Below are 19,933 nucleotides of genomic sequence, written 5' to 3'. Positions count from 1 at the left end.
CCGCCGCTTATTGGGAAAGCTCTTGGTAACTGGTCTTTAGGAATCTTGCCGACTTTGTAAAGGCAGCACATTTCAACGCCTCAAGATTGAGCCGCAAACGCGAGTTGATGTCCGCGTCGTATATTTTGTCGCTATTCAACGTCAGAATGTATTGCTTTTTCGAAAAAGCCTCTGAGTTGTCGCTGAGATAGTTCAGGCTTTTTAGAAGCGTGTCATAGTCGACATCAAAAATATTGTCGTGCACCAGCAGACCAGGATGTCGCTTACCGGTCTCGGCGTTTGTTAGGAGACCGATATCGTAAAGAAATACCTTTTCACGCTCATTGCTGTGACTGCCATCGTCATAGATGCGAAGCTCAAACTTGACGACCTCCTTTTTCTTCGAGATCTCTACATCGAAGGAGCTTTGCCGATTTCCGGCGACTACCTCGTGTATATCGAGAATAGTTTGCTCCAAGGAAGAGATCACGTCGGCCGAGTCGGTTACAAAACTGTCTAGCAAAAAAATCAGGCCGTCGCGCTCATTTGTTTTTTCCTTCTTCTCTCGCTCGTAATCAGCATGTTTTTTTATGAAGGCCGCAAGAGAGGCGTGGTCTTCCACCTTTTTCTGGTATGTAGCGATGGTCTGACGCAGGCTTTTTAGGGCGCCTTTTTGATCAATTATCGAAATCTTTTCCCGGTAAATCCGATCAAGGCGAACAATATTTCCATCGATTTCTTTAAGCTTTTCTTCGAGTTCTTTGCGCCTTCCATCGATGAGCGTTCTCTGAAAGTCGTCGATTTTTTTCTTGAATGCGGTAACTTCTTCGATCTGCTTTTTGATCAAATCCCCTAGGCCAGCCTTAAACTGATTGTAAAGCTCTCCCACCTCGCCTTCATCAATATAATTATCGCCCTTAAATAGCTTGATCTTTGAAAGTTCAGTCTTTATGACGGCCTGCCGAGATCGAAATTCCCCCAGATTATTTTCAATCTCGATTATCTCGTCTTTAACAATGTCGTAGCCTTCAATATTCTCTAAACGCTCGATTTCCTGGTGTATTCTGGAAACTTGGCTGGTGAGTTCGTTTAGATCTGATTTGGCTTCAGATATATTCTTCCCGGTAATGGCGGTGATGTTTTCCTTGGCCTTAGAGATGGCCTTTCCAACGCTATCTATTTCGCCCAAAAGGGATTTGGCCTGCTTATATGGCTTAGGATCAATATCAAGCAGGAATAAATGAGGGGTATAGTCCGGCGGAATATTTCGATTGGTATCAAAGCATTTGACAATGGATTTGAATTCAGACCGCTCATCCCTGATCAAGGGGCCCATCATGGTTCGGAATGATGGAATGCTTTCGTCGCTGGAGGCGCCAAACAGCAACGCGGTAAGGTACCTTGTTGCATCTTCAATATCAGTAAAAGTAGTGGTTTTTCCATCTTCAATCAGAGTTGGACATTTGTAATTCCCAATGCTTCTCTTGATCGTTATGGGCTTGTGATTTATCTCGAAATCAAGACAAATAAAAGCGTCGTATGGAAAGGCTTCTTTGGGGACCAAAGACACTCGACTTTCTTCATGTCGTTTCAACAAACCATAGTTGATAAATTCGATCGCCATCGACTTGCCAACGCCATTGGTTTTGACATTGTTCTCTGTCGTCTCACCGAGAATGAGATTGATCCCGTCATTAAAAATGATGGGATCGAAAATGTCGGGTTCGCTGTATAGCTTTTTAATTCTTAGCACTTAGCCACCAGATAAGGCTTCTGGAAATCTATAATGTCCAGAGAGTATAAAAATAGCATTGCGTAATAAATACTTCTGGCATTAACTCCGCCGGACTTAGTTATCGTCTTTGCGACATCAAAGATACTGACTCTGGAGTCTTCGGAGTCATGAATGAGCTTCAGAATTTCGAAGCCAAGAACGGGCGCCGACTTGAGTAAATCGTCATCCTTCGAGAATAAATTAGTCAAGTGGCGCCTTGTAAGGGAATATGTTGCATTTCATCAGCTGCTCAATAACGTAGAACTCCGCAGCCCCCTCATCGAATGTGTATCCATTATTGCCCAGAAAACCGCTGAGATCGACTATTATCTGGTCGAGAGCCGTCTTCGGATCACCCCCACATTTGGTCAGCATTGCGTCGCTATATTTCTTTAGGTAGTTAGCGGCTCGCCGAAGCTTGACCTGCCCGAAATCGGACTCTTTCTTTACGGCTTCCAGCACCGCGCCATACTCAATATAGCCAGTGTTGTACATGTTGACGAGGAAGTCGGAGTGATTCGCAAATCGATTGTATATTTTGTCTGCTGGAATTGGCTCTTCAAGATAACCAGTCCCGGCATCCTCATGCTTCTCGTCGCTAATGTATTCAATGATGCCTAGGATAGTGAGGACTTCGTTCGGTAGGCTTTGCTGGGTGGGCAAGGAAAGCTCGCTGTCCAAAAAGTCAGCAATAGATTTTAATTTTTGAACATCCGGATTGCTGGTGATTTTCTTGATGAGGTCTTCGACATCAAGAATGTCGGTTTTTGTGTCGATGCAATACTCGGGGCCGCCGATTCTTGTGGATGCGTGGTTGGTCTTTTTAACAATATTTAGAATGAGTAGCTTGTCGAACTTTTTATACAGTTCTTTCTCAATAAATTTCTCGACTGTATATTTTGTTTTACTCAGGGCCGAAGTGGATGTCACCTGAATCGAAATTCTATTCTGTTCGTCACCAAGATCAATGGCTGCGGCATTCTGGTCTGAAATATTTATATTTATCAGGTTGTAGCCATAAACAAGATTCAAAAGGCCGCAGTAGAAATCTTCCGCGCCGTGATTGATATCCGTCAAGCTTAGGCTGTTGTGCATTTCAACCTGGGTCTTCAGCCAGGAGAGTGCAGCAATTATTTTTTTGTGGTAATCAATACGGTTCATATTTTTGGCCTCGCCGACCCGACGAATTTTGGTATTAATTGTGGCGTGATTTCGTAGAGGGCGTAATGCGAACAGCAATCGCAATGCAGAAATCTATTGGATCGGGATTAGTCCAATCCCTTTCAGGCCGTTCAAAATAGAGGCGGGAATACCGCCACGACTCTCATTCTGGTGATTGAATGGCAAAAATGGTCCTGGGCAATCCTTAGTGGCCTTGGATACGACGCCAAGTGCGTTGGCAGTTGCGCGCAGAAGCGTTGCAATCCATGCTCGCAAGAAAATGCTATTGGCATCCATGGAAAATGCTAGATACTGATACGCCCCTGATGATTGCACCCGGTCGTCATGGGTTCGCGAGGGGCGCTTTTGGATTTCCATGATATACCCAATACCCGTTTGGGTTGTGACCTGTAAAAGCAAAATCCCGCGCACCTGGGTTTTGGTTTTGTGGTCGAGATAAACCCAGGCCTTAGCGCTATCCGAGAGGCCGGAGTCATTGCTTTCTGGATTTGGAAAGCCAATGATGGCTGGCTCCGTAAAGACCAAGTCACCATTCGCAGTGACAGCTGCGACCTCCTGTATGGGAGAGCTTGAGTCTTGGGCCATACTTTGTAGCGCGTTCCAAGTGGCCATCAGCTCACTATCGATGGCAGAGGTTTCAGGTGCTGTGATAGATGCAGGAGCCACACCTTGAGGGCCGCCAAAGATCGCGCCACCCGATACCGTGGTAGTTGGAGGCTTCACTATAGGCTTGGGCTTATCTCTGACAACGGTGCTTTCCCGTTGTACGCGTTTGATTTTGCGCGGAGCGCCGAGTATTACAAATGTATCGTCCTCGATTTCTTCCGCCGCATGCCCGCCACTTGGCTCTTGGATGTGAGTGATGAGGATGTCTGCATTGCCTTGAGGCTTTACCTCTCGCACCTGCGGCCAAGCAGTACCGCCCCTTACGTCCTTCAACGAGCCCGTGATATTGGTGTTCGCTCTGTCGAGATAGATCTCGGCGCCTCCCGGATCGCTACATCCGTTGATTTGCAGCGCGAGAAACCGGCGTTTTTCTGGGTCAAGCCATATGCCCTTGACCCGAAGTTGGGCAGGGCCTGCGAACCACGGACCGATACCAGGAAAAATATGTTTTGAACCAAAGACGTCTTGCGTGGCCTCGCCTTGAGCCCAAATCTGCCGAACTCTTCGCTTGGTGGTTTCGTCATGCTTGAGGTGCGCGAGTAGTATCCCGTCACCGTTAACGCAGTGCTTGTCGACAGTGACTTGCCATACGCCTTCGGGCGCTTCCTCTATGTCGGGCACGATCAAACTGCCTACCGCGGCGTCGAATGGCTGTGTAACGAGAATGCGCTTGAGATACTGCGATCGACCATAAAGGCGCGAGAAAACCTCCATGCAAGGGATCACAAGTCCTCGTGGGTTGCTCGATAGATGGAACTGAACGACACGGGTTTTCGGGTGCCGTTCTTTCTCCGGAAGGAGATAGTCTTTGGAGACGAGCCAGCTTGGGTCAATAGATTTGGCCGATTGGTCCCAAGGGCCAGAGATACGCCACCCGTCATCGGAGAAATCGAGCTGAAAAGTCTCTTCCTCCAAAGGGATTTGGCCGACCTTCTTTTGGCGATGCCAGATCGTGCCGAGTCGGACCTGTCCTAGATTCGTAAGACCCACGTCGTAGTACACGTATGAACGATAGCTCCCGTCTTTCAAGATGGGGCGAAAGCAGACTTCGACTTTGGGCTCAGATGGCGCGGCGGGGTTCTTCTTGAGTCCGCAATACCACCATGCGAGTAGCCGGACATTACTGTCCTCAGGAATACCTTCGATCAGAATTTGTCGGGAAGTGGCCTTCTGTTGGCTCATCGTACTTGGGCAGGGAGGTCATAGATGTGCAAACGCCTCTTCCCAATGAAGAGGCGTCGCACTTAATTCTAGATCGTCGCGTTAATTTCTGGAAATCACAGCCGCCGCCCACGAGCGCCGCCGCGCTTGCGGAGTGATGAGGCGCGCGATAGGGGCGGGCGCCCCAGCGCGCGACATCAAACGGACCGGAAAGCGATTGCAGCGCTGCGCACTCCAGTGCGGCTTCTTCTGACAACGGCGGCAGCAGGCCCGGTAGTCGGCAAGCCAGCATCGATTTGCCCGTACCGGGCGGTCCGAACAACAGCAGCGAATGTCCGCCCGCGGCGGCGACCTCCAGCATGCGCTTTGCCTGTTGTTGCCCTTTCACGTCGATGAGGTCGGGATAGCGGGCCAGCGTTGGCGGCGGATTCCCCTGGTATTCGGACAGCAGCGTGTGGCCATTCAGGTGAGCGGCCACTTCGAGCAGGCCGCGGGCGGGCAGGATGCGCACGCCTGGCACGAGCGCCGCTTCGGCCGCGTTGTCGGCCGGCACGATGAGCGCCCGTCCAGACTCGCGCGCCCGCCACGCCATTGCCAGTGCGCCACGGACGGGGCGCAACTCTCCGGTCAGCGACAGCTCGCCAGCCATCTCATAGGTGGCGAGATCCGCCGCCTTGATCTGATCGGATGCGACGAGAATGCCGACGGCGATGGCCAGATCGAAGCGGCCGCTCTCCTTGGGCAGGTCGGCCGGCGCCAGGTTGACCGTCACCCGCCTCTGCGGGAATTCGAACTGGCTGGTGAGCAAGGCCGCGCGCACGCGGTCGCGGGCTTCCTTGACCTCGGTATCGGGCAGGCCGACCAGCGAGACGCTGGGCAATCCGTTGCCCAGGTGGACTTCAACGGTGACTTCCGGCGCTTCCATGCCGGAAAGAGAACGGCTTCTGACGAGTGCGAGCGACATGCCCGCAGCATAGTCAGCGGAATGGGGCGCGTATTGACTTGGGAGAGGTGTCCTGCGCGATTGTCCTTGCCGATGGAGGCTCGGCTGCAGGGCCAATGATGTATCGCTCCGAAACGCAGCCCTTACAGCAGCGCGCTCTTGATCAGCGGTGCGGCCCGCGTCAGATGTTTGTGCTGAAACTGCGCCGGCGCCAAGCCAAACCGTTTCTTGAAGCAATGCGAAAAATACGTGCTGTCGTTGAAGCCGCACCGGAATGCGACATCGGTTACGGCGCTGTTGCCCTTGCGCAGGTAGTGAATCGCCTTCGATAGCCGTAACTGAAGCAGGTAGTTCATCGGCGGCAGGCCGGTGTGCTCCTTGAATTGACGATTGAGCGAGCGCTCGGACATCGCATAGCGCCGCGCCAGTCCATCGAGCGAGATATCGTCGGCGAAGCATTCATCAAGATAGCCAAGTAGCTCCAGGATGACTTGTCGATCCCAGGCTTCGGTCCGCTTTCCGCTGGTCTCCTCCCTGACGCGCCCTCTCCACAAGTAGGCCAGAACCTGTGCGAAGAAGACATTGATCATGCACGGCGTGGCGTCGTCGATCGTGCGGCACTCGACATCCAGCCTGGGCGCCACGCGCTCGACGCAGTCCAGCACTTCGCGTCGCAACTGCCAATGTGCAGGTGGATCAATGAGGCACCCGTGCTGCGGCAAAACTGTCTGTCGCGGCCGTTGGGTGCCACAGCACAGAATATTGAACAGGTGCAGGTTGGATACGTCTTCGAAAAGGTGCCAATCGCCCGCGCGCACGTAAAAGATATCGCCGCGGCGCACGGTGAAGCTGCGGCCATTGAGCACGTGGGTGCCATGGCCCGACGTGACGATGACGATTTCGTCAACATCGTGTGCGTGCTCGGGGTAGGCGTGCTGCGGCAGCTTCCATGTCACCGCGACCGGCGCCTGGGGTGTGTTGAAGATGTCTTGAAGAGTCAGGATCTGCATCTGCGGTGCTTTTTTCTTTCGGCTCGGGCAGTAAACAGCAGATTCCACCGAGCAGCGTGCGCAAGGGGTTGGTCCTCGTCAAAACCGCCTCTCTTTTGCATGCCGAGCAGGCGATGTTTTCCTGCCAAGTTGGCAGGAAAACACAAGTCGGAGTCTCGCTCCGCAAAGCAGAATCCCTCTACCGCTTTGCCGCCGTTCGATGTGTGAGCAACGGCTGCCAGTGTGATAACAAGAGGGGGAGAAAATGCTGACGGACTCATTCCTCAAGGACCGGATTCTTGAGGCCAAAAGAAAATCACTTGCATGGGTCACGACCATGCAGGCTCCTGGACTGCCGGATGGCGTTTCGCGCGTCAGCGCCGTCCACGATGCGGCAATGTGGCAGCAGATGCTGTTGCCCGGAACGTACGATTCGATCATGCTCCGCCAACTGCTGGGCGACGCCTTGCCGCAGTCTTCCGCGCTGGCCGAATGGATATTGGGAGCGCGTACCAAAGAAGGCTTTTTCGTACTGCCGGGACTCGATTGGGCGCAGACATACAAGCGCCCCTCCTTCGCCGAGACGCAGCAGTACATGCACTTTCACACGACCAACTACGCTCTCGGCGCATTGGATGCGTTGGGCGTCGTCGACCACGTCGATCTGCCGTTCGTGACGCCGTTCATGGATGCACAGTACCTGTGGGCGTGGCTTGGCCGACGCGACATGCGCGACCCCTGGCTGGAAGGCAACAACATCGTCAATCTGGGCAGCTTTCTGCTGCTTTTGCATCGGCGCGACCCGTCGGGGCCGGCCATGCAGCGACTGCGCGACATGGTGGATTGGCACAACCAGCAGAGCGAGCCGTATTCGGGCTTCTGGGGGCCCGGGCAGCAGTTCAGCCAAGAGGCGCTTCTCTTCGCGCTGTGTGGTGCCACCCACAACCTCCACGTCTTTTATGCACTCGACGAGGACATTCCGCACTTCAATCAGTCGATCAGCCGCTGTCTCGAACAGCCCATCGCGGTGCGCAGCGCCTGCATCGACGTCGACGTGATCGACATCCTTGCACACGGTGCAAAGCGCTGCCCGCATCGGCGCGAAGAAATCGAGCATTGGCTGCGCACCATGGCGGTCAAGCTGCTGGACTTCCAGAACACCGACGGCGGCTTTCCGGACACGCTGACTGGCGAGCGCGGATACGACGGATGGGTCAATGGCTACAAAGAGCCCCAGGGTCACAGCAACACATTTGCAACGTGGTTCCGGTGGGTGTCGCTCGCGATGATCAGCGAGGTGCTGTGGCCCGGCTGGCAGCCTTGGCATTTCCGCCGAACCATCGGTATTGGCTACTTCAGGGACGGCTCGGCCGTCTGAACAACAGGAGGAGAAACATGCTTTTGAAACGGTGCGTTATTGCGGGGTGCGTGTCACTTGCCATGGTGTCGTCGGCTTTCGCCGCACAGACCTTGCGGATGGGTTACGACCATACCAACGAGCATCCAACGGGGCAGGCGCTGATCAAGTTCGGCGAACTGGTCGAGAAGTACACGAACGGTCAGTACAAGGTCAAGTTGTACCCCAACGGCCAGCTCGGAGATGAGCGCAAGATGCTCGAGCAGGTACAGAACAACGTACTGGACATGACCAAGACAGCCACCGTACTGATGGCGACCTACGCGCCCGAGTATTCCGTGTTGGTCATGCCCTATATGTTCAAGGGGCCGGATCACTTCGACAAGGTGATGAACGGAGACATCGGCAAAGGCATGAAAATGCTGACTGCCAAGAAGGGCCTCGTGGGCTTGTCTTTCCTGTACGACGAGCCGCGCAGTTACTACACGACCAAAAAGCAGATCGTCACGCCCGAAGATCTCAAGGGCGTGAAGATGCGCGTCATGAACTCGGCGGATGCCATCAACGTCGCCAAGACCATGGGGGCAACCCCGACGCCGCTGCCGTGGGGAGAGGTCTACACCTCGCTACAGCAAGGTGTTGTGGACGGTGCCGAAGGCGGGCCGTCTGCGCTCACGTTGTACAAGCACGGCGACGTGGCGAAGTTCTTCTCGAACACGCAGCACGTGCTGTATCCCGGCGAGATCGTCATCGGCACGCGTACCTGGAACAAGCTCAGCGACGCCAACAAGGCGGCTTTCGTCCGTGCGGCCGAAGAGGCTGCGCGCATCCAGATGAGCGAGTTCATCAAGCTCCAGACGCAGGCCATGAGCGACATGCAGAAGATGGGCGTGACGATCACCAGTCCGGATCTGAAGGCCTTCCACGCACGTGCGGCGGAATACTACAAACAATTCGCCAGCGATCCCAAACTCCAGTCCCTGATCGAGCGGATCCAGTCCGTCAAGTGATTGGCCGCACATAGGTGACCCGACATCCGTCCAGCGCGAGCCTCCCGGCACAGCGCTGGACGATGTGTCGTGCAGAGGAAATTCACATGAAAAGACTGACCGCATGGGTCGAAGCAGGGCTGAAGCAACTGCTGTTCGTGCTCATGCTGCTGATTGCCGTATCCGTTATCTGGCAGGTGATCTCTCGCTACGTGTTCGGCGATCCGGCGACATGGCCCGACGAGGTCGCTCGTTTTTCAATGATCTGGGTGGCTCTGCTGGGCGGCGTGTATGTCTACGCACAGGACAAGCACCTGGCAGTCACGATCCTGCCCGAACGCTGGGCCGGCTCGGTGCGTGGACATCTGCTCCAGATGACCTTCCATGTTCTGGTCGCATTGCTTGGTGTGTTGGCGATTGCTGGCGGAGCCAGCGTGGCGACAACCAATTTCGTCAACGGTCAACTGTCGTCCGTGCTGAACATCAACATGGGCTACGTTTATGTGGCCGTGCCAGTGACCGGCGCACTACTCGTGCTCTATGCCATTTGCTTCATCGTTGAACGGTGGCGGTCGGCGTGCGCGCTGAAGGAGGTGCGCAATGGCTATTGAAACCTGGACCGCCCTGACGCTGTTCGGCATTTTCTTTGCGTTGCTGTTTGTCGGATTTCCCGTTGCCTTCGGTGTGGCGTTGTCTTCCATTGCGGCGATGATTGTCTATGCCGATTTCGATACCGCGCTGAACGTAGCAGGGCAAGGCCTGGCGACGGGAGTGGAGGGCACCGCCTTTCTCGCCATTCCTCTCTTCGTCATCGCCGGCAACATCATGAATACCGGCTCCATTGCCAAGCGGTTGATCGACTTCACCAAGATCGTCGCTGCGCCGCTACCCGGGCCATTGGCTCACTGCAACATTATTGCCAGCACGCTGTTCGGGGCATTGGCCGGCATTGCCTCGGCCGCGGCCATCGCGGTAGGGGGCACGATATTCCCCCATGCCAAGCGGGAGAAATACGAGCCCGAATTCATGGCGGCGGTCAATGCCGCCGCTGCACCCGCCGGGTTGTTGATTCCGCCATCCGGCAGCCTCATTCTGTTTTCGTTGTATTCGGGCGGCACGTCGATCGCAGCATTGTTCGTCGCGGGGTATCTGCCGGGCATGCTATGGGGACTGTCGTGCATCGTGCCGGCGCTCTATTTCACCATCAAGAACAAATATCCGCGCGAGAAAGTAACGAGCTGGTCGTATGCGCTTCGCGCGACCTGGAACGCGTTGCCATCGCTTGGGCTCATCGTCATCTTGATCGGCGGCATCGTCACCGGCGCCTTTACCGCGACAGAGGCTGCGGGCATGGCAGTGTTCTTTTCGTTCCTGCTGTCGTTCGCATATCGCGAGTTGAAGCTCTCCGAGATCCCGCGGATTTTCATTGACTCGGTCGTGCCATCGGCCATCTGCCTGTTCCTCGTCGCTTGCTCCGGCATCATGGGTTGGGTGCTCAACTATGCATCCATTCCGGAGATGATCAGCCAGGTCATTCTGGATGCCTCCAGTAACAAGGTCATCCTGCTGCTGCTCATCAACCTCATGTTGCTCGTCGTGGGCACGTTTCTCGATCTCACGCCTGCGCTGATCATTTTCACGCCCATGCTCATGCCAGTGTTTGCGCAGCTTGGGATGCACCCTGTGCATGTCGGCATCATGATGGTGTTCAACCTGTGCATCGGTCTGATCACGCCGCCAGTGGGCACGCTGTTGTTCGTGTCCTGCTCGATTGCCGACATTCCATTCCAGCGGATCATCCCGCGCGTGTTGCCAATGGTCTTTGCCTTGATCGCTGCGCTGGCGCTGGTCACTTTCGTTCCCGAGATTTCGCTGTTCGTTCCGCGCCAGCTCGGGCTGATTCAATAGCAAGAAGAAAGCTCCGTATGTTGCACACCAGTGCCGTAGATCCCTTTGCACACCTCCACGACGAGTCATACGCCAGCCGCTATGAGGCGCCGGTTCTGGGCGCCGATGGTCTCATCTTCGTCGAGGGGCGTTCCACCCTGGCGCTCGATGGAGAATGGCGCTGCACGCTCGATCCATTCGATGAGGGCTTGCGACAACGCTGGTTTGCCGATGAACCGACGCCGCCGGCGCAATGGGATGCGCCGCGCGACTACGATTCAGAGGGCGGCCGGCGCGTAGCGGTACCCGGATGTGTGAACCTGTACGATCCGACGTGGCTCCACTACGAAGGAGCAGTGTGGTTCAGCCGAGAATTCGACTTTGTCGCACAAGCCGGCGAGCGCGTGTTCATGCGCATCGGTGCGGCGGCGTACCAATGTCGAGTCTTTCTCAATGGCGTATTTCTCGGTGTGCACCTGGGTGGATCGACGCCGTTCTGCGTCGAGTTGCGTGGCGTGCGAAATGGCCGCAATCGGCTCCAGATACAGGTCGACAACAGCCGCCAAGCTGGGCGTGTGCCCATGCATCACATCGACTGGTTCAACTACGGCGGCATCTATCGCGAGGTATCGCTGGTGAAAGTGCCGCACGTGTTCATCGCCGATTTCGGGGCCACGCTGGCCGCAAGCCCCGGCCATAACCGTCTGCGCTTTGACATGACGGTCTCCGACGCGGCCGATGGTGTCGGCGTCGTCGAAATTCCGGCGCTTGGTCTGCGTGCAGAGATCGAGGTTCGCGGTGGAGTGGGGCGTATCGAAGTCGACGCCGTGCCCGTGCTCTGGTCGCCGGAAAACCCGCACCTATACACGGTTCACGCCCGCTTTGGTCAAGACTCCGTGAGCGATCGTGTCGGGTTCCGCGACATTCGCGTCGACGCAGAACACATTCTGCTGAACGGGCAGCCGATATGGCTCCGGGGAATCTGCGTCCACGAAGAGCATCGAGACATGGGCAAGCGATCGAGCGAAGGGACGGAGCGCGCCATGCTGGAGGACGCGCGCGCTCTGGGCTGCAACTTTCTGAGGCTCTCGCACTATCCGCATCATGAGCGCGTAGCGCGATTGGCCGACGAACTGGGCTTTTTGCTGTGGGAGGAAATCCCCGTCTACTGGGCCATCGACTTTGCCTCGCCGGCCACGTTCAGGGACGCGGAGAATCAATTGCGTGAGTTGATCCGGCGTGATCGGAACCGCGCCAGTGTAATCGTCTGGGGCATCGGCAATGAAAACGAAGACAGCGACGCCCGTTATGCCTTCATGTCGCGCCTGGCCGCGGTGGCGCGACAGGCGGACGGCTCGCGTCTGGTGAGCGCGGCCTGTTTGATCAATCGCGAGAAATTCATGATCGAAGATCGTCTGGCTGCGCACCTGGACATCGTTGGTATCAACGAGTACTTCGGATGGTACGAGCCCGACTTCGAAGGACTATCGACATTGCTAGGCAATTCGCGGCCGGGCAAGCCGGTGGTCATCACCGAAACAGGAGCGGAGGCCGTCGCAGGGTTGCGTGGCGGTCGCCGTGATCTCTTCAGCGAAGACTGCCAGGCGGACATATATCGCGAACAAATAGAGCGGATCGGCAAGGCGCCCTATGTCAAAGGCTTGTGCCCGTGGATTCTGTATGACTTCCGCTCCGAGCGCCGTCAGACCGGGTACCAGTCCGGATACAACCGGAAGGGCCTGATCGCGGAAGACCGCCGCACCCGCAAGGCGGCCTTCGACGTCCTTGCTGCGTTCTATCGGGACCGTGCAGGGGTCTCGCACGAAGGGCGTGGTCTCACACCGCCCTGAGCTGGTGCGTCCGGCGGCCGTCGTGCAATGCGACGGCCGTGCTCGCCTCGCTCACAGCGGTCTTTCAAACACGCCCCATCTCATCTGAATCAGCGGCCCGACCGGTCGGTCGGCTGCATCGTGCTGTCTGCCTTATGGGCTGATTTCTCAAGCCTTGGGCGTCTGGCGGCTTTCGAGCTCGGCGACGCGCGCTTCGAGTTGAGCGAGGCGCTCGCGCGTGCGGGCGAGTACTTCACGCTGGATTTCGAATTCCTCGCGCGTGACCAGGTCCAGCTTGGAGAACGCCCCCGCCATGAGCGCCTTGGCGTTCTTCTCAAGGTCTTTGGCGGGGCTGTTTGCCAGCATTTCGGAGAGCTTGGCACCGAGTTCGTCGAACATTTTGCTGTTGATGGCCATATTCATCTTCCTGCTACGAAGGGTCTGATCCGAGTCTAGCACGGTCACGAAAGGCCCTTGCGCGCCGGCGGCCGCGAGCAGCACCACGCTGGTGCGTCACCCCCGGGCAAGGCATTTTCGCCATGCACCAACTCAACGCACCGGACCTTTTTCCATCGCCCTGAAACCCTGCGCAAAGCCGCGCGGAATATGCCGCCGGAGTGATTGGCACGAATCCCGCTTAGAGGGACTCGCCCCGTTCTCACTCTTATCTCTCAGGGAGTTTATGCAATGCGCAAAACCATCATCGCCACGTCGCTTCTGTCGGCTCTCGTGACGGCACCGGCATTCGCCCAGGAAGCACCGGCGGCGCCGTACACGTTCACCGGCAACGTTTCGCTGGCGTCCGAGTACATCTATCGCGGCATCGGCCAGACGAACCGTCGGCCGGCGATTCAGGGTGGTTTCGATTTCGCCCACCAGAGCGGCTTCTATCTGGGTACCTGGGCGTCCAACGTGAGCTGGCTGTCGGATGCCGGTTCGGCGGGCGCCACGCCGATCAGCAATAGCATGGAGTGGGATTTCTACGGCGGCTACAAGATGACCGCCGGCCCCGTCGGCCTCGACTTCGGCGTGCTGCAGTACTACTACCCGGGTACGTATCCGTCCGGCTTCACCAGCCCGAACACGACGGAACTGTATGCCGCCGCGACTTGGGAATGGTTGACGTTCAAGTACTCGTACTCGCTGACCAACCTGTTCGGCGCCAAGACGCCCGACGGTGGCGACACCAACGGCTCGATGTACTACGACCTGACGGCCACGGTGCCCGTCGGTTCCGGCTTCAACCTCATCGGCCACGTCGGCTACCAGGATGTGAAGGACTTCTCCGACGCCTCCTATACCGATTGGAAAGTGGGCGTGACCAAGGACTTCGTCGGCCTGAGCTGGGCGCTGTCGTACATCGGCACCGATGCCAAGGGCGACGAAGGCCAGTTCTATCACAACGCCCACAATAGGGATCTGGGTTCCGACCGCGTGGTACTGACGGTCACCAAGACTTTCTGAAAATCGCAACGAGGCGCGGCGATGCAAGCGTCGCGCCCTTCGAGGAGCTGCCATGAAATTCGTTACAGCCATCATCAAGCCGTTCAAGCTCGACGAAGTGCGCGAGGCGCTGTCGGCCATCGGCGTGCAGGGTGTCACCGTCACCGAGGTGAAGGGTTTCGGTCGCCAGAAGGGCCACACCGAGCTCTATCGCGGCGCGGAATACGTCGTCGATTTCCTGCCCAAGGTGAAGATCGAGGTCGCCATCGCTGACGACCTCATCGATCAGGTGATCGAAGCCATCGAGAAGTCGGCCAACACCGGCAAGATCGGTGACGGAAAGATCTTTGTGTTCGACCTGCTGCAAGCCATTCGCATCCGTACCGGTGAAACCGGCGCCGACGCACTCTGATCGGATTGGAGAAAACAAAATGAAAAAGCTATTTGCCATCTGCCTGACGGCGCTGGCTCTTGGTTTGTCCTCTGCTGCGGTAATGGCCCAGGACGCCTCCGCACCCGCTGCCGAAGCGCCGGCCGCCGCTGCGCCTGCCGCGGCAACGGCGGCACCAGCTGCGGCGCCCGCTGCCGAAGCCAAGCCGGAAGCCACGGTCAACAAGGGCGACACCGCCTGGATGCTGACCGCCACCATGCTGGTCGTGTTGATGACGGTGCCGGGCCTGGCGCTGTTCTACGGCGGCCTGGTGCGTTCGAAGAACATGCTGTCGGTGCTCATGCAGGTGCTGATGGTGTTCTCGCTGATCGTCATCCTGTGGGCGCTCTATGGCTACAGCCTGGTGTTCACCGAGAGCAGTCCGATCATCGGCACGCTCAACAAGCTGTTCCTCTCGGGCGTGACCATCGAAACGCTGGCCGATACCTTCACGCCGACGTCGAAGCTGCCTGAACTCGTGTTCGTGGCCTTCCAGTCGACGTTCGCCGGTATCACCTGCGCGCTGATCGCCGGCAGCTTTGCCGAACGCATCAAGTTCTCGGCCGTGCTGCTGTTCTCCGCCCTGTGGTTCACCCTCAGCTACATCCCCATCGCCCACATGGTGTGGGGCCCGGGTGGCTACCTGCTGAGCAAGGGCGCACTGGACTTCGCCGGCGGCACCGTGGTGCACATCAACGCTGGCATGGCCGGCCTGGTCGGCGCCTACATGATCGGCAAGCGCATCGGCTACGGTCGCGAATCGATGGCACCGCACTCGCTGACGCTGACGATGGTCGGTGCCTCGCTGCTGTGGGTGGGCTGGTTCGGTTTCAACGCCGGCTCCAACCTCGAAGCGACCGCTGGCGCCGCGCTGGCCTTCATCAACACGCTGCTGGCAACCGCCGCCGCCGCTTTGGCCTGGGCTCTGGGCGAAGCCATCGTCAAGGGCAAGCCTTCGATGCTGGGTGCGGCATCGGGTGCCGTGGCCGGTCTGGTGGCGATCACCCCGGCGTGCGGAACGTCCGGCCCGATGGGCTCGATCATCATCGGCCTGCTGGCTGGCTTCGTCTGCCTGTGGGGTGTTTCGAGCCTCAAGCGCATGCTGGGTGCTGACGACGCGCTCGACGTGTTCGGTGTCCACGGCGTGGGCGGTATTCTCGGCGCGCTGCTGACGGGCGTCTTCACCGCCCCGTCGCTGGGCGGCACGGGCGCTGCTGACTTCTCCATCGCTCACCAGGTCGGCGTGCAAGCGCTGGGCGTGGTGATCAGCCTGGTGTGGAGCGGTGTCGCTGCCGCGATCTGCTACAAGATCACCGACATGCTGATCGGCCTGCGTGTGGCCGAAGACGAAGAACGTGAAGGTCTGGACGTCGCCAGCCACGGCGAATCGGCCTACCACTACTGATGTGATCAGGGTCCGCATTGCGGATTCTTTAGGGCGCCCCTTTGGGGCGCCCTTTTTTTTGTCGACCGCGGCAGGAAGAAGGCCAGCCGTACTCAGTCTGCAGTGCGCGACTATTGATGCACCAATCACGGCCGGCTGAGCCGCGCGGTCCGATATTGCGTCACGCGTTCAGGCGCGGCCCAACCGGTAGATCGCCACGCTTGCGTAGTTGTTCGGATCGATGGTGATCTCGCGATCTTCGTCGAACGCTACGCGCTCCAGAATGCGGATGCCACGTTGTTCGCACAGTTGTTCGAAGTCCGCCATGGTGAAGAAGCGTACGTTCGGCGTGTTGTACCACTGGTAGGGCAGGCTGTCGGAGACGGGCATATGGCCTTCATTGATCGACACGCGGTGGCGCCAGTAGCCGAAGTTCGGAAAGCTCACGACGGCTTCGTGCCCGACGCGCAGCATTTCGTCGAGGATGCCTTCGGTGTTGTGCACGGCCTGCAACGACAGACTCATGATGACGTGATCGAACTGGCCGTCCTCGAAGCCGGCCAAGCCTTGTTCGAGATCGATCTGCAACACGTTCAGACCGCGGCCGATACACGCCACCATGCGTTCGGTGTCGTGCTCGATGCCATAGCCGAGCACTTCGCGTGCGTTGATCAGGTGCGACAGCAGGGCGCCGTCGCCGCAGCCCAGGTCGAGCACGCGCTCGCCGCGGGTGATCCAGCGGGTGATGACGTCGAAATCGAAACGTACTTCGGAAGTCAGTGGGACCATCTCACACCTCGATGTTGGCAAAGTACGCGCGCAACGCGGCGTGATAGTGCGCGTCATCGAGCAGGAACGAATCGTGGCCGGCAGAGGAGTCCAGCTCGGCATACGTGACATGGCGACCGTTGTGCAGCAGCGAGAACATCAGTTCGCGCGAGCGTGCGGGCGAAAAGCGCCAGTCGGTCGAGAACGAGGCGATGAAAAAGCGCGCGCGCGCGGCCGCCAGCGCGGCATTCAGATTGCCGTCGTAGGCCAGCGCCGGGTCGAAATAATCGAGCGCCTTGGTGGTGAGCAGATACGTGTTGGCGTCGAAGAAGGTCGCGAACTTGTCGCCCTGGTAGCGCAGGTACGACTCGATTTCGAACTCGACATCGAAGTGATAGCGATGCTCGCCGTGGCGCAGGCGACGCCCGAACTTGTCGTTCATCGCGTCGTCCGACAGGTACGTGATGTGGCCGATCATGCGTGCCAGGCGCAAGCCCCGCACCGGCACCACGCCATGTTCGTAGTAGTCGCCGCCGAAGAACTCCGGGTCGGTCAGGATTGCCTGCCGGGCCACTTCATTGAACGCGATGTTCTCGGCCGACAGCTTCGGCGCCGCGGCGATCACCATGCCGTGGCGCACGCGTTCGGGGTGGCGCAGCGTCCACGCCAGCGCCTGCATGCCGCCGAGGCTGCCTCCGAGGACAGCGGCGAAGCTGTCGATGCCGAGCAGGTCGGCGAGGCGCGCCTGCGAATCGACCCAGTCTTCGACGGTGACGAAGGGGAACTGCGAACCCCAGGGCTTGCCCGTCGCCGGGTTGATGGACATCGGACCTGTGCTGCCGTAGCAGCCGCCGAGATTGTTGACGCCGATGACAAAGAACTTGTCGGTATCCAGCGGTTTGCCGGGGCCGACGAGGTTGTCCCACCAGCCGCGGCTCTTCGGGTCGTCGCCGTAGGTGCCCGCGACGTGATGCGAGCCGGACAGCGCGTGGCAGACGAGTATCGCGTTGGTCTTGGCGGCGTTGAGGCTGCCGTAGGTCTCGTACACGAGATCGTAGGCGGGCAGTACGCCGCCGCTCTTGAGTGCGAGCGCCTCGGAGAAGTGCGCGCGACTCGGCGTGACGTTGCCGATGTTCGTGGGTGATGACATGTTCGCTCGGTACAAAAAGCAGAAAGCCCAGCCGGGCCGGATCAGCGCGACTGGGCTAACAGGAATCGCCCACCCGCTTTAGCCGTATTTGTATGGCGCCCGCAAGCTGAGTCAAATCGGCGCTGAACGCGATTATCGCCCCTGCGCGGCCATTGTCAAAGCGGCTTTGTGAGACCATCTCTTCTTTGTCGATGTCGTCACGATTCATGTCTTCGCTCGTTGTCACCCCGGTCGACCTGTCACACAAGTCGCACGCGCAGGCGCTCATCGCTCTTCTCGATCACTATGCGTCCGGCGAAATGGGCGGGGGCACGCCCCTGTCCGCACACGCGCGCGACGAACTCCCGGCCCGCCTGCTCGCGTGGCCGACGTACGTAGGCTTCATCGCGTGGGACGGCGATGAAGCCGTCGGCCTCATCAATGGTTTCCTCGGCATGTCCACCTTTGCGGCTCGCCCCCTGCTGAACGTGCATGACGTGGTGGTCCGCGAGGACTACCGTGGCCGTGGTGTCGGCAAGGCGTTGCTGGCGGCGGCCGAAGATGCCGCTCGGGCGCGCGATTGCTGCAAGCTGACGCTGGAGGTGTTGCAGAACAACGCCTCCGCCTATGGCCTTTACAGCGCCGTGGGCTATCGGCCGTACGAGCTCGATCCAGCCATGGGGCAGGCGATGTTCATGGAGAAAAAGCTCTATTGAACGTTCCGTCGTTGGAACAATCAATCCCGTTTGGGCGGGTTTATCCCGTTTTCTCTCCCGCGTAGAGTGCGAAGCGTTCGATCCGCGTCGCGGACACAAACTCGGGAGAGAGAAATGAACAACGCAGCCTCGCTCGTCGGACGCATCGGTCTGGCGCTCATTTTCGTGCTGTCCGGTTGGGGCAAGCTGATGAACCCGGCCGCCACCGCCGGCTACATGGAAGCCATGCACGTGCCCACACTGCTGCTGTGGCCGACCATTGCGCTTGAACTGCTGGGCGGCATCGCGTTGATCGTCGGTTTCCAGACGCGCGCCGTTGCATGGTTGCTGGCGATATTTAGCGTACTGGCGGCTGTGCTGTTCCACGCGAACCTGGCGGACCAGGGGCAGCAGATCAACTTCCTGAAGAATCTGGCGATGGCCGGTGGCTTCCTGGTGCTGGCCACTGCGCCGATCAGCGCGTGGTCGCTGGATGCGCGTCGTGCCAGCGCCAAGTAAATCGAGCAGGTGTCTGTGGTGAAGAGCGGGCGGGAGGATACTCCCGCCCGTTTTTCTTTTGGTGAAGTGTCCGTCAGCGCGGCGCCGCCGCGTAGCGCTTGACCGCCGCGACGATGGCCTGCGTGATCCGCGCCTGGTTTTCCGGCGCACTTACATAGGCTTCGTCGTCGGCGTCGACGATGACGCCAACTTCCAGCAACACGGCCGGCATGTCGGTCTTCTTGAGCACCACGAGATCATCGAAGCGATAGATGCCTCGTGCGCGATCGAGCAGTTCGCGGTTTTCGCCCGCGATCGGTTCGGCGTGATGAAGCGCCGGGGCTCGTCCAAGCTTTAGCATTTCGTCGCCCAGCATCCTGGCGAAAGTGCTGGCGCGGTCGAACTGCGGATTCAGTTGCGACACGAAGATCGAATAACCACCCATGGGCTGAATCGTGCGATAGGCGAGCTGTGCGCCCACGCTGGTTTTCTCCAGGTACTTCGGTTGCGCTGAATCGTGGTGGATCGAAAGGAACAGCGCCGCGTGCGCGTCGTTCGCCCTCTGCGCCCGCTCGGTGAGACCGATGCTCTGCCCCGGCGAGCGGGTCATGCGCACGTCGAACCCTTCGGCGCGGAGCGCATCCTGCACCTGCCGGGCCAGCGTGTCGTTGTAACGCACCTCATAGACGCCCCGGGCGCCGAGCGCGCCACCCTGCGCATCCGTATGACCTGGATCGAGCACGATGCGCAACGGCTCGGCAGCGGCGACGTTGCCGAGCATGAACAAAAGGCCCGCCGCCAGCGACAGTGCAACTCGCATCGCGGCGATC

At 58.3% G+C, this 19,933-nt stretch carries 19 protein-coding genes and 1 pseudogene; 10 read left to right on the top strand and 10 right to left on the bottom strand.

Annotation, left to right across the window (positions count from 1 at the left end; translation table 11 throughout):
- Nucleotides 1-7: 7 nt before the first annotated feature.
- From ACDA63_RS14410 to ACDA63_RS14390, 5 genes and pseudogenes are all read right to left on the bottom strand, one after another.
- Nucleotides 8-1,732, bottom strand: a complete 1,725-nt coding sequence (locus tag ACDA63_RS14410; RefSeq protein WP_373663966.1) for a DUF2326 domain-containing protein — start codon at nucleotides 1,730-1,732, stop codon at nucleotides 8-10.
- A gap of 222 nt (nucleotides 1,733-1,954) precedes the next feature.
- Nucleotides 1,955-2,914, bottom strand: coding sequence for an SMEK domain-containing protein (locus ACDA63_RS14405; protein ID WP_373663965.1), 960 nt, complete (start codon nucleotides 2,912-2,914; stop codon nucleotides 1,955-1,957).
- Nucleotides 2,915-3,007: 93 nt separating this feature from the next.
- Nucleotides 3,008-4,783, bottom strand: a complete 1,776-nt coding sequence (locus ACDA63_RS14400; protein WP_373663964.1) for a hypothetical protein — start codon at nucleotides 4,781-4,783, stop codon at nucleotides 3,008-3,010.
- Nucleotides 4,784-4,883: 100 nt separating this feature from the next.
- Nucleotides 4,884-5,726, bottom strand: a pseudogene (locus ACDA63_RS14395) (YifB family Mg chelatase-like AAA ATPase); the annotation flags it as partial.
- A 122-nt stretch (nucleotides 5,727-5,848) separates the two neighbouring features.
- Nucleotides 5,849-6,715, bottom strand: a complete 867-nt coding sequence (locus tag ACDA63_RS14390; RefSeq protein ID WP_373663963.1) for a helix-turn-helix domain-containing protein — start codon at nucleotides 6,713-6,715, stop codon at nucleotides 5,849-5,851.
- 244 nt (nucleotides 6,716-6,959) lie between these two features.
- Here ACDA63_RS14390 and ACDA63_RS14385 point away from each other — a divergent pair, with 244 nt between their 5' ends.
- The 5 genes from ACDA63_RS14385 (at nucleotide 6,960) to ACDA63_RS14365 (ending at nucleotide 12,777) form a co-directional block, all read left to right on the top strand.
- Entirely contained in the window at nucleotides 6,960-8,072 is a 1,113-nt protein-coding gene (locus ACDA63_RS14385; protein ID WP_373663962.1) for a hypothetical protein, read from the top strand.
- A 17-nt stretch (nucleotides 8,073-8,089) separates the two neighbouring features.
- Nucleotides 8,090-9,061 carry a TRAP transporter substrate-binding protein gene (locus ACDA63_RS14380; protein ID WP_373663961.1) on the top strand — a complete coding sequence of 324 codons (972 nt, stop codon included), beginning with the start codon at nucleotides 8,090-8,092 and terminating at the stop codon, nucleotides 9,059-9,061.
- An 86-nt stretch (nucleotides 9,062-9,147) separates the two neighbouring features.
- Nucleotides 9,148-9,651 carry a TRAP transporter small permease gene (locus ACDA63_RS14375; protein ID WP_373663960.1) on the top strand — a complete coding sequence of 168 codons (504 nt, stop codon included), beginning with the start codon at nucleotides 9,148-9,150 and terminating at the stop codon, nucleotides 9,649-9,651.
- On the top strand, nucleotides 9,641-10,948 hold the full coding sequence (locus ACDA63_RS14370; RefSeq protein ID WP_373663959.1) for a TRAP transporter large permease: 1,308 nt from the start codon (nucleotides 9,641-9,643) through the stop codon (nucleotides 10,946-10,948). Before ACDA63_RS14375 ends, ACDA63_RS14370 begins: the two co-directional genes overlap by 11 nt.
- Before the next feature lie 17 nt (nucleotides 10,949-10,965).
- Nucleotides 10,966-12,777, top strand: coding sequence for a glycoside hydrolase family 2 protein (locus ACDA63_RS14365; protein WP_373663958.1), 1,812 nt, complete (start codon nucleotides 10,966-10,968; stop codon nucleotides 12,775-12,777).
- Nucleotides 12,778-12,924: 147 nt separating this feature from the next.
- Here the strand turns inward: ACDA63_RS14365 and ACDA63_RS14360 are convergent, their stop codons facing one another.
- Nucleotides 12,925-13,173 carry an accessory factor UbiK family protein gene (locus ACDA63_RS14360; protein WP_373663957.1) on the bottom strand — a complete coding sequence of 83 codons (249 nt, stop codon included), beginning with the start codon at nucleotides 13,171-13,173 and terminating at the stop codon, nucleotides 12,925-12,927.
- A gap of 270 nt (nucleotides 13,174-13,443) precedes the next feature.
- Between ACDA63_RS14360 and ACDA63_RS14355 the strand changes: the two genes are divergently transcribed.
- The 3 genes from ACDA63_RS14355 to ACDA63_RS14345 are packed head-to-tail and all read left to right on the top strand — an operon-like array spanning nucleotide 13,444 to nucleotide 16,034.
- Nucleotides 13,444-14,220 (top strand): TorF family putative porin, encoded by a 777-nt coding sequence (locus ACDA63_RS14355; RefSeq protein ID WP_373663956.1) that lies wholly within the window; start codon nucleotides 13,444-13,446, stop codon nucleotides 14,218-14,220.
- A gap of 52 nt (nucleotides 14,221-14,272) precedes the next feature.
- Nucleotides 14,273-14,611 carry a P-II family nitrogen regulator gene (gene glnK / locus ACDA63_RS14350; RefSeq protein WP_373663955.1) on the top strand — a complete coding sequence of 113 codons (339 nt, stop codon included), beginning with the start codon at nucleotides 14,273-14,275 and terminating at the stop codon, nucleotides 14,609-14,611.
- A 19-nt stretch (nucleotides 14,612-14,630) separates the two neighbouring features.
- Complete coding sequence (locus ACDA63_RS14345) at nucleotides 14,631-16,034, top strand: ammonium transporter (RefSeq protein ID WP_373663954.1); 1,404 nt, start codon at nucleotides 14,631-14,633, stop codon at nucleotides 16,032-16,034.
- Between the two features lie 168 nt (nucleotides 16,035-16,202).
- Here ACDA63_RS14345 and metW read toward each other — a convergent pair whose 3' ends face one another.
- Genes metW through ACDA63_RS14330 form a run of 3 tightly spaced genes read right to left on the bottom strand, consistent with a single transcriptional unit; the run spans nucleotide 16,203 to nucleotide 18,139 of the window.
- On the bottom strand, nucleotides 16,203-16,802 hold the full coding sequence (gene metW, locus ACDA63_RS14340; RefSeq protein ID WP_373663953.1) for a methionine biosynthesis protein MetW: 600 nt from the start codon (nucleotides 16,800-16,802) through the stop codon (nucleotides 16,203-16,205).
- A gap of 1 nt (nucleotide 16,803) precedes the next feature.
- Nucleotides 16,804-17,931: a homoserine O-acetyltransferase gene (locus ACDA63_RS14335; protein WP_373663952.1), complete on the bottom strand. Its 1,128-nt coding sequence runs from the start codon at nucleotides 17,929-17,931 to the stop codon at nucleotides 16,804-16,806.
- 55 nt (nucleotides 17,932-17,986) lie between these two features.
- Nucleotides 17,987-18,139, bottom strand: coding sequence for a hypothetical protein (locus tag ACDA63_RS14330; RefSeq protein WP_373663951.1), 153 nt, complete (start codon nucleotides 18,137-18,139; stop codon nucleotides 17,987-17,989).
- Between ACDA63_RS14330 and ACDA63_RS14325 the strand changes: the two genes are divergently transcribed.
- Together ACDA63_RS14325 and ACDA63_RS14320 are read left to right on the top strand one after the other, a co-directional pair.
- Nucleotides 18,138-18,626 carry a GNAT family N-acetyltransferase gene (locus ACDA63_RS14325; RefSeq protein ID WP_373663950.1) on the top strand — a complete coding sequence of 163 codons (489 nt, stop codon included), beginning with the start codon at nucleotides 18,138-18,140 and terminating at the stop codon, nucleotides 18,624-18,626. The two genes, ACDA63_RS14330 and ACDA63_RS14325, sit on opposite strands and share 2 nt — an antisense overlap.
- Nucleotides 18,627-18,740: 114 nt before the next feature.
- A complete protein-coding gene (locus tag ACDA63_RS14320; protein WP_373663949.1) occupies nucleotides 18,741-19,124 on the top strand; it encodes a DoxX family protein in 384 nt (127 codons plus the stop codon).
- Nucleotides 19,125-19,197: 73 nt separating this feature from the next.
- Here the strand turns inward: ACDA63_RS14320 and ACDA63_RS14315 are convergent, their stop codons facing one another.
- Nucleotides 19,198-19,923 carry an N-acetylmuramoyl-L-alanine amidase gene (locus ACDA63_RS14315; protein WP_373663948.1) on the bottom strand — a complete coding sequence of 242 codons (726 nt, stop codon included), beginning with the start codon at nucleotides 19,921-19,923 and terminating at the stop codon, nucleotides 19,198-19,200.
- Nucleotides 19,924-19,933 lie beyond the last annotated feature (10 nt).

This window comes from Uliginosibacterium sp. sgz301328, from assembly GCF_041807905.1.
Lineage (GTDB): Bacteria > Pseudomonadota > Gammaproteobacteria > Burkholderiales > Rhodocyclaceae > JBGVSA01.
The sequence above is the reverse complement of the archived record's forward strand: the minus strand, read 5'-3'. Positions and strand labels throughout refer to the sequence as shown.

Bases quoted from the DNA above. Each gene is read 5' to 3' on its own strand.
- ACDA63_RS14365 (WP_373663958.1), top strand. From the start codon at position 10,966: ATGTTGCACACCAGTGCCGTAGATCCCTTTGCACACCTCCACGACGAG.
- ACDA63_RS14380 (WP_373663961.1), top strand. From the start codon at position 8,090: ATGCTTTTGAAACGGTGCGTTATTGCGGGGTGCGTGTCACTTGCCATG.
- ACDA63_RS14375 (WP_373663960.1), top strand. From the start codon at position 9,148: ATGAAAAGACTGACCGCATGGGTCGAAGCAGGGCTGAAGCAACTGCTG.
- ACDA63_RS14335 (WP_373663952.1), bottom strand. From the start codon at position 17,931: ATGTCATCACCCACGAACATCGGCAACGTCACGCCGAGTCGCGCGCAC.
- ACDA63_RS14330 (WP_373663951.1), bottom strand. From the start codon at position 18,139: ATGAATCGTGACGACATCGACAAAGAAGAGATGGTCTCACAAAGCCGC.
- ACDA63_RS14400 (WP_373663964.1), bottom strand. From the start codon at position 4,783: ATGAGCCAACAGAAGGCCACTTCCCGACAAATTCTGATCGAAGGTATT.
- ACDA63_RS14370 (WP_373663959.1), top strand. From the start codon at position 9,641: ATGGCTATTGAAACCTGGACCGCCCTGACGCTGTTCGGCATTTTCTTT.
- ACDA63_RS14360 (WP_373663957.1), bottom strand. From the start codon at position 13,173: ATGGCCATCAACAGCAAAATGTTCGACGAACTCGGTGCCAAGCTCTCC.
- ACDA63_RS14390 (WP_373663963.1), bottom strand. From the start codon at position 6,715: ATGCAGATCCTGACTCTTCAAGACATCTTCAACACACCCCAGGCGCCG.
- ACDA63_RS14355 (WP_373663956.1), top strand. From the start codon at position 13,444: ATGCGCAAAACCATCATCGCCACGTCGCTTCTGTCGGCTCTCGTGACG.
- ACDA63_RS14320 (WP_373663949.1), top strand. From the start codon at position 18,741: ATGAACAACGCAGCCTCGCTCGTCGGACGCATCGGTCTGGCGCTCATT.
- ACDA63_RS14325 (WP_373663950.1), top strand. From the start codon at position 18,138: ATGTCTTCGCTCGTTGTCACCCCGGTCGACCTGTCACACAAGTCGCAC.
- metW (WP_373663953.1), bottom strand. From the start codon at position 16,802: ATGGTCCCACTGACTTCCGAAGTACGTTTCGATTTCGACGTCATCACC.
- ACDA63_RS14405 (WP_373663965.1), bottom strand. From the start codon at position 2,914: ATGAACCGTATTGATTACCACAAAAAAATAATTGCTGCACTCTCCTGG.
- ACDA63_RS14345 (WP_373663954.1), top strand. From the start codon at position 14,631: ATGAAAAAGCTATTTGCCATCTGCCTGACGGCGCTGGCTCTTGGTTTG.
- ACDA63_RS14385 (WP_373663962.1), top strand. From the start codon at position 6,960: ATGCTGACGGACTCATTCCTCAAGGACCGGATTCTTGAGGCCAAAAGA.
- glnK (WP_373663955.1), top strand. From the start codon at position 14,273: ATGAAATTCGTTACAGCCATCATCAAGCCGTTCAAGCTCGACGAAGTG.
- ACDA63_RS14315 (WP_373663948.1), bottom strand. From the start codon at position 19,923: ATGCGAGTTGCACTGTCGCTGGCGGCGGGCCTTTTGTTCATGCTCGGC.